Origin of the sequence: Streptomyces sp. NPDC059957, from assembly GCF_042730015.1 — a bacterium.
GTDB lineage: Bacteria > Actinomycetota > Actinomycetes > Streptomycetales > Streptomycetaceae > Streptomyces.
Genome location: NZ_JBHWMB010000006.1, coordinates 60,847 through 76,606, shown reverse-complemented (window position 1 = coordinate 76,606; position 15,760 = coordinate 60,847). Strand labels below are relative to the sequence as shown.

Annotated in this window: 11 protein-coding genes; 6 read left to right on the top strand and 5 right to left on the bottom strand. The window is 71.6% G+C overall.

What is annotated here, in order from left to right; all coding sequences use genetic code 11:
* The first annotated feature begins 67 nt into the window (after positions 1-67).
* From ACFWBW_RS06190 to ACFWBW_RS06180, 3 genes are read left to right on the top strand one after another with little or no spacing between them, the layout of a single operon-like run.
* Positions 68-1,009 (top strand): EamA family transporter, encoded by a 942-nt coding sequence (locus ACFWBW_RS06190; protein WP_385368863.1) that lies wholly within the window; start codon positions 68-70, stop codon positions 1,007-1,009.
* 42 nt (positions 1,010-1,051) lie between these two features.
* Complete coding sequence (locus ACFWBW_RS06185) at positions 1,052-2,002, top strand: DMT family transporter (RefSeq protein WP_385368861.1); 951 nt, start codon at positions 1,052-1,054, stop codon at positions 2,000-2,002.
* 10 nt (positions 2,003-2,012) lie between these two features.
* Entirely contained in the window at positions 2,013-2,915 is a 903-nt protein-coding gene (locus ACFWBW_RS06180; protein WP_385368859.1) for a LysR family transcriptional regulator, read from the top strand.
* 304 nt (positions 2,916-3,219) lie between these two features.
* Here ACFWBW_RS06180 and pepN read toward each other — a convergent pair whose 3' ends face one another.
* A complete protein-coding gene (gene pepN / locus ACFWBW_RS06175; RefSeq protein ID WP_385368857.1) occupies positions 3,220-5,805 on the bottom strand; it encodes an aminopeptidase N in 2,586 nt (861 codons plus the stop codon).
* Positions 5,806-5,945: 140 nt separating this feature from the next.
* Here pepN and ACFWBW_RS06170 point away from each other — a divergent pair, with 140 nt between their 5' ends.
* Complete coding sequence (locus ACFWBW_RS06170; protein ID WP_385368855.1) at positions 5,946-6,458, top strand: DUF1203 domain-containing protein; 513 nt, start codon at positions 5,946-5,948, stop codon at positions 6,456-6,458.
* Between the two features lie 75 nt (positions 6,459-6,533).
* On the opposite strand, the gene ACFWBW_RS06165 is transcribed toward ACFWBW_RS06170, so the two are convergent.
* Positions 6,534-7,562, bottom strand: coding sequence for an aspartate-semialdehyde dehydrogenase (locus ACFWBW_RS06165; RefSeq protein WP_385368853.1), 1,029 nt, complete (start codon positions 7,560-7,562; stop codon positions 6,534-6,536).
* 252 nt (positions 7,563-7,814) lie between these two features.
* Here ACFWBW_RS06165 and ACFWBW_RS06160 point away from each other — a divergent pair, with 252 nt between their 5' ends.
* Entirely contained in the window at positions 7,815-9,314 is a 1,500-nt protein-coding gene (locus tag ACFWBW_RS06160; protein ID WP_385368851.1) for a M28 family metallopeptidase, read from the top strand.
* Between the two features lie 103 nt (positions 9,315-9,417).
* Here ACFWBW_RS06160 and ACFWBW_RS06155 read toward each other — a convergent pair whose 3' ends face one another.
* The gene (locus ACFWBW_RS06155; RefSeq protein WP_385368849.1) at positions 9,418-12,735 is read right to left on the bottom strand and encodes a S8 family serine peptidase; all 3,318 of its coding nucleotides are present in this window, start codon (positions 12,733-12,735) and stop codon (positions 9,418-9,420) included.
* A 273-nt stretch (positions 12,736-13,008) separates the two neighbouring features.
* Entirely contained in the window at positions 13,009-13,569 is a 561-nt protein-coding gene (locus tag ACFWBW_RS06150; protein ID WP_385368847.1) for a CGNR zinc finger domain-containing protein, read from the bottom strand.
* 193 nt (positions 13,570-13,762) lie between these two features.
* Here ACFWBW_RS06150 and ACFWBW_RS06145 point away from each other — a divergent pair, with 193 nt between their 5' ends.
* Positions 13,763-14,668 carry a pyridoxamine 5'-phosphate oxidase family protein gene (locus ACFWBW_RS06145; RefSeq protein WP_385368845.1) on the top strand — a complete coding sequence of 302 codons (906 nt, stop codon included), beginning with the start codon at positions 13,763-13,765 and terminating at the stop codon, positions 14,666-14,668.
* A 65-nt stretch (positions 14,669-14,733) separates the two neighbouring features.
* On the opposite strand, the gene ACFWBW_RS06140 is transcribed toward ACFWBW_RS06145, so the two are convergent.
* Positions 14,734-15,693, bottom strand: a complete 960-nt coding sequence (locus tag ACFWBW_RS06140) for a hypothetical protein (RefSeq protein WP_385368843.1) — start codon at positions 15,691-15,693, stop codon at positions 14,734-14,736.
* Positions 15,694-15,760: the final 67 nt, after the last annotated feature.

The window sequence follows — 15,760 nt, the reverse complement described above, 5'->3', positions numbered from 1 at the left end:
GCAGGAAAGTAGCTTACTGCTAAGCTACTCCCAAGTGAGCTACTCATCCTGCCGGAGGAGCACCGCCGTGAACCGCGCCACCACCGTCGTCCTGACCGCCCTCGCCCCCATCTCCTGGGGCTCCACCTACTTCGTGGCCTCCGAGCTGCTGCCGCCCGACCGGCCGCTGTTCACCGGGGTGATGCGGGCCCTGCCCGCCGGGCTGCTGCTCACGGCCCTCGCGCGGAAGCTGCCCACGGGGCAGTGGTGGTGGAAGGCGGCCGTCCTGGGCGGGCTCAACATCGGGGCCTTCTTCCCGCTCCTGTTCCTCTCCGCCTACCGCCTGCCCGGCGGGGTCGCGGCCGTACTGGGCTCCCTGGGGCCGCTGTTTGTCGTGGGGCTCGCCGCCCTCCTCCTGGGCGAGCGGGCCCGGCTGCGGACCGTGCTCGCCGCCGTCGTGGCGGCCTTCGGCGTCGGCATGGTGGTGCTGACCGCGCAGGCGGAGCTCGATCCGGTCGGGGTGGTGGCCGGCGTGGTCTCCTCCGCCTCGATGGGCGCGGGCATCGTCATGACCAAGCGCTGGGGGCGCCCGGAGGGCGTCGGCCCGCTGGCCATGACCGGCTGGCAGCTCACCGCGGGCGGCCTGGTCATCATCCCGGTCGCCGTGCTGCTGGAGGGGGCGCCGCCGGCCCTCGACGGCAAGGCCTTCCTCGGCTACGGCTACATGATGCTGATCAACACCGGCATCGCGTACTGGCTCTGGATCCGCGGCATCGGGCAGCTCACCGCCACATCGGTCACCCTCCTCGGCCCGCTCTCGCCGCTCACCGCCGCGGTCATCGGCTGGGCCGCCCTGGGGCAGAGCCTGTCGCCGGTGCAGGTGGTGGGCATGGCGATCGCCTTCGGCGCCACGGTCGCGGGACAGCTCGCGGCGGGCGCCCCGAAGCCGAAGGCCGAACCGTTCGCTTCTGCTGAAGGAACCAATCAAAATGTTTCGATGGACCTGACGGGTGGCTCGGTGCGACGGTAGACCAACGAACCGACACTCCGAACCCCGAGGGGGAGACACACAGTGGCCGTCACGGACCGCGTCCGCACCATCCCGACCGTCCCGCAGCAAGCACTGCCCGGCAAGGCGCTGCCCGGCAAGGCGAAGAAGGGGGCCGCCGGTCTCGGCGTCCTGCTCGCCCTGATCGCCACGGTCGTCTGGTCCGGCAGCTTCGTCGCCACCCGGGGCATGGCGGACAGCATCCCGCCCGTCCAGGCCGTGTTCTGGCGCTGGGTGATCGCCACCGTGGCCGTCGCCCCCTTCGCCGCCCGGCAGGCCTGGCAGCAGCGGGCCCTGATCCGCAAGCACTTCGGCTACATCGCCCTGGCCACCCTCTTCGGAGTCACCCTCTACAACACCCTCGTGCACCAGGCCGGACTGACCACCTCCGCCTCCAACATGGGCATGATCATGGCCGCCTCGCCGGTCATCATGGCCCTGTACGCCCGCCTCGGCGGCGAACGGCTCGGAGCCCGGCGCACCTTCGGCCTGGCCCTCGCGGCCCTGGGCGTGCTCCTCCTGGTCGGCAAGGGATCGATCCGCTTCGACTTCGCCGCCGGCGACCTGTGGATGTTCGGCGCCGCCCTCTCCTTCGCCACGTACAGCGCGCTCCTCAAGCGCAAGCCCGCCGAACTGGGCGGCCTCGCCTTCCTGCTCACCACCTTCGTCCTCGGCGCCCTGATGCTCGCCCCCGCCTACGCGGTGTCCGTCGGCGTCCAGGGCGGCTTCCAGGTCACCCCCTCCACCGCCGGAATGCTCCTGTACGTCGGCGTCTTCTCCTCCGCCGTCGCCTTCTTCGCCTGGAACAAGGCCATCGGGATGATCGGCGCCGCCCGCGCCGGAGTCGTCTACTACCTCCAGCCGGTCTGCGTCGCGGGCCTCGGCCTGCTGCTCCTCGGCGAGACCACCGGCCCCACGCAGCTCCTCTGCATGGCGCTGATCCTGGGCGGCGTGGGTCTGGGTGCCCGGCGGTAGGTTCGGTCCCATGATCGAGTGGGACATCAAGAAGCTGCGGATCCTGCGGACCCTCGCCGAACAGGGGACCGTGACCGCCACGGCCGAGGCGCTGCACATGACGCCCTCGGCCGTTTCGCAGCAGCTGACCAACCTGGCCAGGATGCTGGGGGTCCCGCTGCTGGAGGCCCAGGGCCGCCGGGTCCGGCTCACCGACGCCGCCCACCTCGTACTGCGCCACGCGGAGGCCGTGTTCGCACAGCTGGAGCGGGCCGACGCCGAGCTCACCGGATACCTCGCGGGGGAAGCGGGGGAGGTCCGGATCGGGGCCTTCTCCACCGCCGTACCGGTCCTCGTGGTCCCGGCGGTCGCCGTCCTGAGGCGCTCGCACCCCGGCGTGGAGGTCCGCGTACGGGAAACCGAGGCCGCCGAGTCCTACGAGCTGCTGTCCGCCGGGGTCGTCGACCTCGCGCTCTCCCTCGCGGCCCACGCCCCGACGGCCCGCGATCCCCGCTTCACCCGCAGGACCCTGCTGGAGGACCCCCTCGACGTGGCCCTGCCCCCGGACCACCCGCTGGCCGGCGCGGCGGAGCTGAGGCTCGCGGACCTGTCCGGGGACCCGTGGATCTACGGGGGCTCCGGGCCCTGGTCGGAGATCACCCGCAATGCGTGCGAGGCGGCGGGGTTCGTGCCGGAGCAGGCGCACTCGGCGTCCGGGTGGACCGCGATCCTCGCGATGGTGGAGGCGGGCATGGGAGTGGCACTGGTTCCCCGGATGGTGGCGAGCCGCGCCTCGGGCGTCGCCGTCCGCGTGCTGTCCCACGACCGGCCGACCCGGCACGTCATCGCCGCCCTGCGGCGGGGCTCGGAGTCGGCGCCCGCCGTGGCGCACGTCCTGGCGGCCCTGCGGTCCGTCGCCGCCGCCCGGCCGTAGCCGCAGCTGCGGGGTGTGCCGCTGCGCGGGGCAGAGTCCGCGCAGCGACCTATCCCGCTGCGCGGGGCGGAGGTCCCCTACCCGCCCTTCGCCCGTTCCCCGGGCTCTGCCCGGACCCGGTCCTCAAACGCCGGACGGGCTGGAGTTGCCCTGCGGGCAACCCAGCCTCGTCGGGCGGACGGCGTCAGCCGAATCCAGCCTCGCCGGCGTTTGAGGCGCGGGGTCCGGGGCGGAGTCCCGGGAGCGGCGCCGCACCCGGGGGACAACCGTGCTCTCACGGGTGCGGGCAGAGCCCGGGAGCCCCTCAGACCTGAGCGGCAGCGGCAGCCGCGTCGGCGGCCTGGGCCGTCAGCGCGCGCTCGACACCGGCGCGGGACTCGGAGACGAGACGCCGCAGGGCCGCGTTGGGCTCGGCCGAGGCCAGCCAGGCGTCCGTCGCCGCGAGGGTCTCCGCGGAGACCTGGAGGGTCGGGTAGAGCCCCACCGCGATCTGCTGGGCGATCTCGTGGCTACGGGTCTCCCAGACCTCCTTGACCGCCGCGAAGTACTTCGCCGTGTACGGGGCGAGGAGCTCGCGCTGATCGGTCTGGACGAAGCCGCCGATCACCGCCTCCTGCACCGCGTTCGGGAGCGAATCGCCCTCGACGACCGAAGCCCAGGCCTCGGCCTTGGCCTCCGCCGTCGGACGCGCCGCGCGGGCGGTCGCCGCGTGCCGCTCGCCCGCCGCGGTCTTGTCCCGCTCCAGCTCGGCCGCGATGGCCGGCTCGTCGGCGACGCCGGTGGCGACCAGGCGCTCCAGGAACGCCCAGCGCAGCTCGGTGTCCACGGCCAGGCCCTTGACCTCCGCCGAGCCGTCCAGCAGCGCCGCCAGGTAGGTCAGCTGCTCCTCGGTACGGGCCGTCGCCGCGAAGGCGCGGGCCCACGCCAGCTGGTGGTCGCTGCCCGGCTCGGCCGCACGCAGGTGCTCCAGCGAGGCCTCCGTCCAGATGGCCAGGCCCTGGTCGCGCCACGCCGGGTCGGCGTACAGCTCCACGGCCAGCTTGACCTGGCGGTGCAGCGACTGGACGACGCCGATGTCCGACTCCTTGCCGATGCCCGACAGGACGAGGGCGAGGTAGTCGCGGGTGGCCAGTTCGCCGTCGCGGGTCATGTCCCAGGCCGAGGCCCAGCACAGCGCGCGCGGCAGCGACTCGGTGAAGTCGCCCAGGTGCGCGGTGACGTTGGCGAGGGACACCTCGTCGAGGCGGACCTTGGCGTACGACAGGTCGTCGTCGTTCAGCAGGACCACGGCCGGACGGGTCCGGCCGATCAGCTCCGGCACGGCGGTGAGGTCGCCGTCGATGTCCAGCTCGATCCGCTCGCCGCGCACCAGCTTGCCGTCGATCAGGTCGTAGAGACCGACCGCGATGCGGTGCGGGCGCAGGACCGGCTCGCCCTTGGCGCCGGCGGGCAGCGCCGGGGCTTCCTGGCGGACGGCGAAGGCGGTGATGGAGCCGTTCTCGTCCGTCTCGATCTCGGGGCGCAGGATGTTGATGCCGGCCGTCTCCAGCCACGCCTTCGACCAGGCGGTCAGGTCGCGGCCGGAGGTCTCCTCCAGGGCGCCCAGCAGGTCCGACAGGCGCGTGTTCCCGAAGGCGTGCGCCTTGAAATAGGCCTGCACGCCCTTGAAGAAGGCGTCCTGGCCGACGTAGGCCACGAGCTGCTTGAGGACCGAGGCGCCCTTGGCGTACGTGATGCCGTCGAAGTTGACCAGGACGTCGTCCAGGTCACGGATGTCGGCCATGATCGGGTGCGTGGAGGGCAGCTGGTCCTGCCGGTACGCCCAGGTCTTCATGGAGTTGGCGAAGGAGGTCCAGGCGTGCGGCCACTTCGAGCCCTCCGCGTACGCCTGGCAGGCGATGGAGGTGTAGGTGGCGAACGACTCGTTCAGCCACAGGTCGTTCCACCACTCCATGGTGACGAGGTCGCCGAACCACATGTGGGCGAGCTCGTGCAGGATCGTCTCGGCGCGCGTCTCGTACGCCGCGTCCGTGACCTTCGAGCGGAAGACGTACTGGTCGCGGATGGTCACCGCGCCCGCGTTCTCCATCGCGCCCGCGTTGAACTCCGGCACGAAGAGCTGGTCGTACTTCGCGAACGGGTAGTCGTACGCGAACTTCTCCTGGAACCAGGTGAAGCCCTGCCGGGTCACGTCGAAGATCTCGTCGGCGTCGAGGAACTCGGCGAGCGAGGGACGGCAGTAGATGCCGAGCGGGACGGACTGCCCGTCCGCGCCCTCGTAGGAGCTGTGCACCGCGTGGTACGGACCGACGATCAGGGCCGTGATGTACGTGGAGATGCGCGGGGTGGGCTCGAAGCGCCAGACGTTGTCCGCCGGAGCGTCCGGCGTCGGGGAGTTCGAGATGACCGTCCAGCCCGCGGGGGCCGTCACGGTGAACCGGAACGTCGCCTTCAGGTCGGGCTGCTCGAAGCTCGCGAACACGCGGCGCGCGTCCGGGACCTCGAACTGGGTGTACAGGTACGCCTGCTCGTCGACCGGGTCGACGAAGCGGTGCAGACCCTCACCGGTGTTCGTGTACGCGCAGTCGGCGACGACGCGGAGCTCGTTGGCCCCGGCGGCCAGGTGCGCGAGCGCGATCCGGGAATCCCGGAAGACCGCGGCCACGTCGAGCGACTTGCCGTTGAGGACGACCTCGTGCACGGCCGGAGCGACCAGGTCGATGAAGGTCTCGGCGCCGGCCTCGGCGGACTGGAAGCGCACGGTGGTCACGGAGGGGTATGTGCCACCCTCCTGCGCGCCGCTGAGATCGAGCTCGATCTCGTACGAGTCGACACTGAGCAGCTTTGCGCGCTGCTGAGCCTCTTCACGGGTCAGATTCGTGCCTGGCACGCGGTCATCTCCTTCGATGGTGACGTTCCGGCCCATCCTTCCACGCGGGCCGGGCCACCGCGCCGGAGTAATCCACGGGCGAAACTCGACGTCCGATTTCTGCCAGCTCAGACCGGTCCGCGGGGCGCACCCTGGACCCCATGACCACCCACACCGTGCTCGCCATCGCCCCACCCGTCCTCGCCCGGCTGCGCACCCTCGACGACGCCGGACGGCCCTGCTCGCCGTACGAGGACCCGGAGGGCGGCGCCCCGCTGCGCTGCTGCCTGCGCCGCAGCGCCCCCGGCGAGCGGATCGCCCTCGTCGCGTACGCCCCGCTGCGCCGCTGGGCCGCCACGACCGGCGTCGACCCGGGGGCCTACGACGAGCAGGGCCCGGTGTTCATCCACGCCGCCGACTGCGGGGGACCGGCGCCGGCGACGGGCCTTCCCTTCGCTCACCCGGGGGCCCTGCGCACGGCCCGCCGCTACGACGCGGCCGGCCACATCCTCGGCGGGCGGGTCCTCGACCTCGCCGAAGACCCGGAAGCGGTGGTCGGGCGGGCGCTGACGGAGGCCTTCGAGGATCCGCGGACCGAGCTCGTCCACGTCCGCTCGGCCGAGTACGGCTGCTACCTCTTCGAGGCCCGCCGGGCACAGGGCGAAACGCCGTAGGGAGGAATCCCGTAGGGAACGCCGAAGGGCGGCACCGTGACGGTGCCGCCCTTCGACTCGATGGTGCGAGCGGGATCAGCCGCGCAGCTCCTCCGCGACCAGCTCCGCGATCTGGACCGCGTTCAGCGCGGCGCCCTTGCGCAGGTTGTCGTTGGAGAGGAACAGCGCGAGGCCGTTCTCGGTGGTCTCGTCGACGCGGATGCGGCCCACGTACGAGGCGTCCTTGCCGGCGGCCTGCAGCGGGGTCGGGATCTCCGAGAGCTCGACGCCCGGGGCGTCCCCCAGCAGCTCGTAGGCGCGCTCCACGCTCAGCGGACGCTCGAAGCGGACGTTGACCTGGAGGGAGTGGCCGGCGAAGACCGGCACGCGCACGCAGGTGCCCGAGACCTTGAGCTCCGGGATCTCCAGGATCTTGCGGGACTCGTTGCGGAGCTTCTGCTCCTCGTCGGTCTCGAAGGAGCCGTCGTCGACGATCGAGCCGGCGAGCGGGATCACGTTGTAGGCGATCGGCCGCTTGTAGACGGCGGGCTCGGGGAACTCCACCGCGTCGCCGTCGAAGGTCAGCTGGTCGGCCGCCTCGGAGACCGCGCAGGCCTGGCCCTTGAGCTCGGCGACGCCCGCCAGGCCCGAGCCGGACACGGCCTGGTAGGTGGTGGCGATCAGCGCCGTCAGACCGGCCTCGTCGTGCAGCGGGCGCAGCACCGGCATCGCGGCCATCGTGGTGCAGTTCGGGTTCGCGATGATGCCCTTGGGGCGGTTGCGAATCGCGTGCGGGTTGACCTCGGAGACGACGAGGGGGACCTCGGGGTCGCGGCGCCAGGCGGAGGAGTTGTCGATCACGACGGCGCCCTGCGAGGCGACCTTCTCGGCGAGGGCCTTGGAGGTGGCGCCGCCCGCGGAGAAGAGCACGATGTCCAGGCCGGAGTAGTCGGCCGTGGAGGCGTCCTCGATGGTGATCTCCCGGCCCTCCCACTCGAGGGTGGAGCCGGCCGAACGGGCCGAGGCGAACAGCCGCAGCTCGTCCACCGGGAACTTGCGCTCGGCGAGGATGCCGCGCATGACTCCGCCGACCTGTCCGGTGGCTCCGACGATTCCGACCCTCACGGTGACTCCTCTTCGTACGTACGACGCGGGCGCGCGTGAAGCCATCATGCGTTCGACCCCACGAGCCTTGTCCAATCCATTGTCCGAGGAGCGGACGGTGTTCTGCGTGTGAACCCCCGTGACAACTCCGTGGCGGCCGTGTTGCACCGCCGCCCGGTGGGCGTTTCGCCTGGTCGCGGCCGATTACGGTCCCGTCTGTCGCGTCCGCAATCCGGACGGGCGTTCCGTCATTCGAACTCGGGGAGAATCACCGTGCGTGCCATCCGCCACCGCCGCCGGTCCATACCGGCGCTCGCCGCCCTCGCGGCCGCCGCCGTCGCCGCGCCCGTCCTGCTCGCCGCCGCCCCGGCGGCCGCCCACCCGCGCGAGGGCCGGCTGGCCAAGGAGCTGGTGGAGGAGGTCACCGCCCGCGGCGCCTACCGCCACCTGGCGAAGTTCCAGCAGATCGCCGACGCCAACGGCGGCAACCGCGCCGCCGGCACGCCCGGCCACGCGGCCTCCGCCGCCTACGTCCACGACACCCTCAAGAAGGCCGGGTACCAGGTCTCGTACCAGGACTTCGACATCTACGAGGCGCGCACGAGGACGGAGAAGACCACCGTCCTCGGCGGTGCGGGCGGCGAGGCCTCCCGGGAGCTGGCCACCGCCGCCTTCACCTTCACCAAGTCGACCCCGGCCGGCGGTCTGACCGCCGCGCTCGCCCTCGCCCGGGTCGACGAGAGCCCCGGCTGCGAAGCCGAGGACTACGCGGCCGGCGCCTTCACCGGGAAGATCGCCCTGGTCAAGCGCGGCACCTGCACCTTCGTCGAGAAGCAGCGGGCCGCCGCCGCGGCGGGCGCGATCGGCGTGATCGTCTACAACCACAGCGGGACCACCCCGGTCCGCGGCAGCTTCTCCTCGCCCGCCGAGGGGATCATCCCGAGCGCCGGCATCACCCTCGCCGACGGGCAGGCACTGACCGCGGCCGCGGCCAAGGGCGAGGTGAGCGTGCGGCTGGAGCTCGACCAGGAGCACGTGAAGAAGACCACGCGCAACGTGATCGCCGAGACCCGCGGCGGCCGCGCGGACCGCGTGGTCACGGTCGGCGCCCACCTGGACTCGGTCCCCGAGGGCCCGGGCATCAACGACAACGGGTCCGGCTCGGCCGGCCTGCTGGAGGTGGCCCTCGAGCTCGCGGACGAGGGCGCCAACAAGAAGGGCAAGGGCAAGCAGACCGCCAACAAGGTCCGCTTCGCCTGGTGGTCGGCGGAGGAGCTCGGCCTGCTGGGCTCCGAGCACTACGTGGCGCAGCTGTCCGAGCAGCAGAAGAAGGACATCGCCCTGTACCTGAACTTCGACATGATCGCCTCGCCGAACCCGGTGCAGTTCGTCTACGACGGCGACGACTCGGACAAGACGGGCGAGGGTGCCGGGCCGGCCGGCTCCGCGCAGATCGAGGCGCTGATCAACGGCTTCCTCGACAAGAAGGGCAAGCCGCACGAGGGCAGCGACTTCGACGGCCGCTCCGACTACGGCCCCTTCATCGCGAACGGCATCCCGGCCGGCGGCACCTTCACCGGTGCCGAGGGCATCAAGACGCCGGAGCAGGCCGCGCGGTACGGCGGCACGGCCGGGGCCCCGTACGACCCGAACTACCACGGGGCGGGGGACACCCTGAAGAACATCGATCTGAAGGCCTTCGACACCAACCTGGACGTGATCGCCCACGCGGTGGGCACGTACGCACAGGACCTGGGCTCGCTGGGGAAGTAGCCCGCACCCGAGGGGGGAAGCCGGAGGGGACACCGGCGGGGGAAACAGGCGGGGGCGGTGCTCTGACGAGCACCGCCCCCGCTGTGTTCAGGCTCCTACCGGGTTACGGGAGGACCTTCTCGATCTGCACGCTGCCGGTGCCGGCGGCGGTGCCGCGGGCGTTGAGCAGCTTGACCTCGCCGAAGAACTGGCGGCCTTCCGGAGCGGCGCTGTTGACCAGCACGTTCGCGGAGACGGCAGCCGAAGCACCGTTGGCGAGGTTGACCGCGGCGGCCTCGTCGACCTGGACGGCGCCCAGGGCGGCCGAGTAGTAGACGTCGCGGTAGTCGTACGCGGTGGAGCCGGACGGGATCGCGTAGCCGAACACCTCGATGGTGTAGGTGCCCGCGGCCGGGTTGACGAGGCTCACGGCCTCCTCGGAGTCGCCGTCGGCGGAGGAGCCGACCTTGATGCCGTCCTTGTACACGTCCAGGTCGAGGTCGGCGGCGGCGTCGGACACCTTGCCGATCGCGATGTCGAGGCGGGAGACGCCCTCGCCGATGACGACCTCGGTGGTGTGGGTCTCACCGGCGGCGATGGTCGGCTTGGCGACCTTCGCGGAGCCGAGCGGACCGCCCTGGAGCTTGCCGCCGGTGATGGCGGCCCCGTCGTTCTTCACGGTCCACTCGACCGGCGCCGGGGTGCCGAGCTTGACCTCGGGCAGGACCTTGACCGCGGGGTCGAAGGCCGCGCCGAGCACGGACACGTCCAGCTTGAACGGGTTGTCGAGCAGCGGCGACGTACGGCGCGACTCGACCTCGATCTCCCAGACGCCCGGCTGCGGGTTCGGGTACGAACGCAGGTCGGGGCGGCACTGGTTGGCCGGGTTGTCGTAGTTCGGGTAGCACTGGGTCGTCGCGCTGTCCTCGACGCCCACACCGTACGGGTGGAGCGAGATGAAGCGCGTCTGGCTGCCCGCCGCGAGTCCGCCGAGGGAGACCTCGAGGGTCTTCGCGCCCGCCGGGACGGTCACGAAGTAGGACTTGTGGCTGTTGCGCTGCACGGACGAGGTGTTCGAGTAGCTGAACGAGGGCTTCGCCAGCGGGGTCGAGACGACGACCGTGGAGAGGATCTGCTTGTCGATGCCCTCGGTGAGGGGGTCGTCGAGCTGCAGGATGCCGCTGTGGACGCCGGCCGTCGTGGCCTTGGCCTCGACCTTGATGGTGACGGGCTTGTTCAGCGGCAGGGTGACGTAGTCGTAGCCGCCGATGACCTTGAACGTGCCGTCGTTGTTGCGCCAGCTCAGCTCGTGCGGGGTGCCGTACTTGACGCCCGTGGTGCGGGTGACGACGACGTCGTAGACCTTCTTCTGGCCGACCTTCAGGCCGCCCTCACGGTCGTAGACGCCGGTGCCGAAGCCCGGGGTCTTCAGGAACTGGTCGATCGCGGTGTCGACCGGCGCCTTGACGGTGAACTCGTTGGCCTTCGCGCCGCGCTGGATGGACTCCCATGCGCCGGGGATGTTGATCAGGCCCGCGCCCTGGGCGTGCGCCGGAACGTCCTCGATCTTCTTCGCGCTGCTGGTGAGCGCGATGCGCAGGACCGCCGGGGTGAGGGCGATCTTCTGCTGCTTGGCCGCCGAGATCAGCAGGGCGCTCGCGCCCGCCGCCTGCGGCGAGGACATCGAGGTGCCCTGGAGCATCGCGTAGCCGGCCGGCAGGGTGTAGCCGGCCTCCTTCACCGGCGCGCCCGGGATCCAGGTCTGCGCGGTGTTGATGGCGGCGCCGGGGGCCGTGATGGTCGGCGTGAAGCCGCCGTCCTCACGCGGACCACGGGAGGAGAAGGGGAACATGTTGTACTTCTTGGCCACACCGGAGCCGTAGTTGGCCGCCCAGGTCTCCTTGGAGACCGACGCACCGACGGAGATGACCTTGTCCGCGAGACCGGGGTCGCCGATGGTGTTGATGCCGGGGCCCTCGTTGCCCGCCGAGATGACGAGCTGGACACCGTAGGTGTCGATGAGGTTCTTGTAGAGCTCGGTGCGCGCGTTGTTGCCGTCGTTCAGGGCCGGCAGGCCGCCGATCGACATGTTGACGATGTCCACGCCGCGGTTGACGACGAGGTCGATCATGCCCTCGGTCAGCGCGATGTTGGTGCAGCCGCCGGACCAGGAGCAGGCGCGCGAGGAGACGAGCTTGGCGCCGGGCGCCTCGCCGTTCATCGCGCCGCCGAACAGGCCGTTGGCGGCGGTGATGCCCGCTACGTGCGTGCCGTGCGTGCCCTCGATGATGCCGATGTTGACGAAGTCGGCCTTCTTGCCGACCCAGTCGCCGCCGAACGGGTCCATCGGGACGTCTTTGCGGATCTCGATCACGAACGGGATGCGCTCGGCGACCTCGGTCGCCGGGTTGTCCGTGCCGAAGTAGCCGATCTGGTAGCCGTCCTTGTACGGCTTCATCGGCTCGTTGTTCGTGAAGTCGTTGTCCTGGTCGGTGTCGACGCGGACGGTCCCGGCGACCGGGTCGTAGAGCAGGCCGAACCGGTCGGTGGTGTCCCCGTCCCGGTTGACGTCGCCCTGCATGTCACCGTTGGCGGTGATCGACTCGGTGAAGCGGCTCCACTGGAACGAGCCCTCCGGAGCCTTCCAGCTGCCGCCGCCCGCGGTGAAGGTGCCACCGGCGACCGGGGTGATCTGCGGCCGCCACGTGGCGTCGCTGTCGGTGATCGGGTCGGTCGCGGTGACCCAGTCGACGATCTTGCGCTCGCCGGTGGTGGTCTTCTGGAGCGCCGGGTGGCCGAGGTCGACGCCCGAGTCCATGATGCCGATGGTCACGCCGCGGCCGTCGGCCTTCGGGTTCTTCTTGAGGAAGTCCAGCGCACCCGTCTCGAAGACCGGGTTGTACGGGTTCTTCGCCGGGGTGGTCTTGCCCGGCCCGGGGTAGGTCTCGGCGGCGGTCCGCTTCACCGTCCCGGTCTCGCGATCCGAGTCCGGACGGGGGTCCGGGAGCTGGATCTCGTGCCGCAGGTCGATGCCGTGCACGGAGGACAGCTTGGCGGCCGCCTTCAGCGCGGCATCCGCCTTGTCGGTCGGCAGGGTGGCGCGCACGTAGCCGAGCTTGTCGTACGTCCGGCCCACCGAGGCGCCCGGGACGTCGTCGAGCTGCTTGGCCACCTGCTGGGTCTCGCCGGGGGCCGTCGCGACCATGACCGTGACGGTCTTCTCGCCCTTGGTCTTGGCTTCCTGGAGCAGCTCGGCGTCGGCCGAGCCGAGCTTCTGGTCGGCCGACTTCACCGCGGGGTTGGGCGCGGGGGTATTCGAGCCGGTCGCCGCGAAGACGGGCATGGCACCGGTGGCCGCGAGGGCGGCCACCAGGCCGGCCGCGGCCGCGACGCGCGCGGCGCGTCGGGCCCCGGGTATGGAGCTGGGGGAGTCGAGGGTCATCAGCATCCCTGGCTAAGTGAAAGGTACGGTCCGGATTTCGGTGCCGGATGACCGGTCAGCCTCGCGTAAGCGACCGCTCTTTGGGGAGAGTTGTCACGGACCGATACCTGCCATGGCGGACTCCCGCCAGCTCGGGGCATACGCCAGAAGGCTCGTACCGGAACGAACCGGTGCGAACCTTCGGGTCAGAACATGGATTTGTAGATTTCCCGACCGTGCGTCAGGGCCGGTACGGGCCCCGGTCTCGGATCGGGTGTGACAACTTCGGGGCGTTCAGCGCTCGCGCGTGCGCGCGTAGTGTCGGGATGCTTTCGCCCGGTTTCCGCACGCGGCCATCGAGCACCAGCGCCGGGTGCCGTTGCGCGAGGTGTCGTGGAAGTGCAGCACGCAAGCTTCGGAGGCGCACTTGCGGATCCGGTCGGGACCGGAGCCCAGCAGCTCCAGGTAGTCGCGGGCGGCCGTCCAGGCCGGACCCCAGGTCGGGTCGTCGAACTCGGTCCGCTCGCCGATCCCTTCGGCGGTCAGGGTGACCCGGATCCGTCCGTGCTCCAGGACGGCGTCGACCAGGGCGCGGGCGCTCTCGTCGGCGGGGTCCGCGACCGCGCGGGCCAGGGACTCGCGGGCGGTGAGCAGGTGGACCAGGGTCGCGGCGTCGGCGCGGAAGCGGCCGGCCAGTCCCGTGCTCTCCAGCCAGAGGGCGAGCCCTTCGACACGGGTGAGCCCGAAGGCCCCCGCGAAGAGGTCGACGCTTTCCCCGTCCTGGACCCACCGGGTGTTCAGCAGGTCCAGGGCCACCGGTTCCCCGGTCAGGGGTCGTGGGTCCGCCGTCGTCATGTCCGCCTCCTCGTGGCACTAACCCCTCAATACTACGTGAGCGGTTGACTCCTCCATTTCTAACCCCTAACCTCAATTTAGAGGGTTCGGAAGAACGTGGTTCTGGGGAAGGAACCGTTGTGACGACCGTCATCGGCAAGCTGCGCACCGGCCACGTGGCCACCACAGGGACCCCGGCCTGCGGGTTCTTCTGATGTCCGGGTACCACTGGGGCTCGCTGGCCATCCAGGAGCGCGTCGGCGTCCGGGAGCACGCCGTGCACGTCGGCCAGTCCATCACCCCGCACATCACGAACGTGGCGGCCGCCTTCCTGGGGCTTCAGCCGCACCTGGTCGTCGGCGCGGCCGATCCGGGAGGTCTGCTCTGGGCCTCACTGCTGACCGGCGCCCCCGGCTTCGTACGGGCCACCGGGCCGGACCGGGTCGCGGTCAAGGGGGGAATTCCCGAGGGCGATCCGCTCGCCGAGGCGCTGGCCACCGTCGGCACCCGGGTCGGGACCATCTCCCTCGACCCGCGCACCCGGCGCCGGATGCGACTGGGCGGAACCCTGGAGGTGACCGCCGGCGGGTTCGCGCTGGCGGCCGAACGGGTCTTCGCCAACTGTCCCAAGTACCTCCAGAGGCGGCAGCCTGTCCAGCTCGTCGCCGAAGGAGCCGGTGTCGTGCGGCGCGGGGGCGCGCTCACCCCCGACCAGGAACGGGCCGTCCGCGCCGCCGACACCTTCTTCGTCGCCACCTCCGCGGGGGCGGACGGGGCCGACGCGAGCCATCGGGGCGGAATGCCGGGCTTCGTCGAGGTGCTGTCCCCGACCGAGCTGGCCTGGCCGGACTACGCGGGCAACGCGATGTTCCTGACGCTGGGGAACCTGCTGGCGGACCCGCGGGCCGGGCTGCTGTTCCCCGACTGGGAGAGCGGCGCGCTGCTCCAGCTCAGCGGGCGGGCGGAGCCCGAGTTCGGGGCGGGCGGGGAGCGGCGGGTCCGCTTCCGGGTCGAGTCGGTGGTGGAGAGCGTGCACCCGGGGCGGCTGCGGTGGAGCGCCCCGGAGTACTCGCCGGCCAATCCGGCGCTGCCCGCGCCGCCTTGGCAGCCTGCGCGGTAGGGCGTTCGGCGGTAGGGGTTTCGGCGTTAGGGCGTTCCGCGGTAGAGCTTCCAGCGGTAGGGCCGTCACCTGGGCAGGACCACGAGGTAGGCGGCGGGCTCGCGGTCGGCGGACGCCGTCAGGGCGGTCCGTACGACCGCCGCCTGCTGCTCGGGCCAGTCGCGGAGCTTGCGCGGGGTGATGTGCAGGACGGTGATCCCGCACCGCTCCAGGGTCTCCCGCTTGCGGACGGACTCCGACCAGGCCTCGTCCTCGCCCTGGCGCGGGGCCCGGGTGTCGATCTCCACGGCCACCGCCTGCTCCGGCCAGTACGCGTCGACCCCGCCGAGGTGCGGGCCGCCGGGCAGCCGCAGGTCCACGTTCCAGACGGGCTCGGGGAGCTCGTAGCCCCGTACGAGCTGGTACAGGCGGTCTTCGGCGATGGCCCGGCCCTCGGCGAGCAGCGACTCGACGGCGTCCACCACGTGCGGGCGGTTCAGCAGCCGGGCCACCGTCAGCTCCCGCACCACGGCGGCCGGTTCGCAGTGCCCGCCGCGGACGGCTTCGCTGAGCAGGCGGCGGACCGTACCGGCGTCGGAGAGGTGGGCGACGGCGTCGGCGACGGCGCGGGCCACGGGGGCCACGGGCAGCCCGGTGACCTCGACCGGCCGGGGCGGGGTGTGCGTCCGGACGATGCGGACCTGTCCGGCGGAGCGCAGCCGGCGGGTGTTCGGGACGAGCACGTCGATCTGGGGGAGGCCGAGCAGGGCGGGGGCGGAGGAGAACCGGTACAGGGCGAGGGCGGCCAGCCCGGTGATCATGACCTCGTCCCCGCGGCGCCCCGCGTAGAGCAGCGCCGCGTGCAGCCGCTCCTCGCTGGTCGCGGTACCGGTGTGGAGCAGGAACACCCCCGGCAGGATCTGCTGCCAGGACCGCTCGGCGGCGTCGGAGGCGGTGACCCCGTGCTCGCGGAGCTGGGCCAGCGACAGCACGCGGGGGCGGTTGTCGGTGAGGTGGGCGAGGGGGAGGGGTGCGTTGTGGTTCATGACGCTGAGATTCCCTCAGGCCATGGCCTCGCTAACCCCTGTTACACATCCGTCGGCAAATCGGGAC

Coding starts and splice junctions, on each gene's coding strand:
- ACFWBW_RS06150 (WP_385368847.1), bottom strand. CDS start 13,569: ATGACGACGGCGGACCCACGACCCCTGACCGGGGAACCGGTGGCCCTG.
- ACFWBW_RS06140 (WP_385368843.1), bottom strand. CDS start 15,693: ATGAACCACAACGCACCCCTCCCCCTCGCCCACCTCACCGACAACCGC.
- ACFWBW_RS06145 (WP_385368845.1), top strand. CDS start 13,763: ATGTCCGGGTACCACTGGGGCTCGCTGGCCATCCAGGAGCGCGTCGGC.
- ACFWBW_RS06180 (WP_385368859.1), top strand. CDS start 2,013: ATGATCGAGTGGGACATCAAGAAGCTGCGGATCCTGCGGACCCTCGCC.
- ACFWBW_RS06170 (WP_385368855.1), top strand. CDS start 5,946: ATGACCACCCACACCGTGCTCGCCATCGCCCCACCCGTCCTCGCCCGG.
- ACFWBW_RS06155 (WP_385368849.1), bottom strand. CDS start 12,735: ATGACCCTCGACTCCCCCAGCTCCATACCCGGGGCCCGACGCGCCGCG.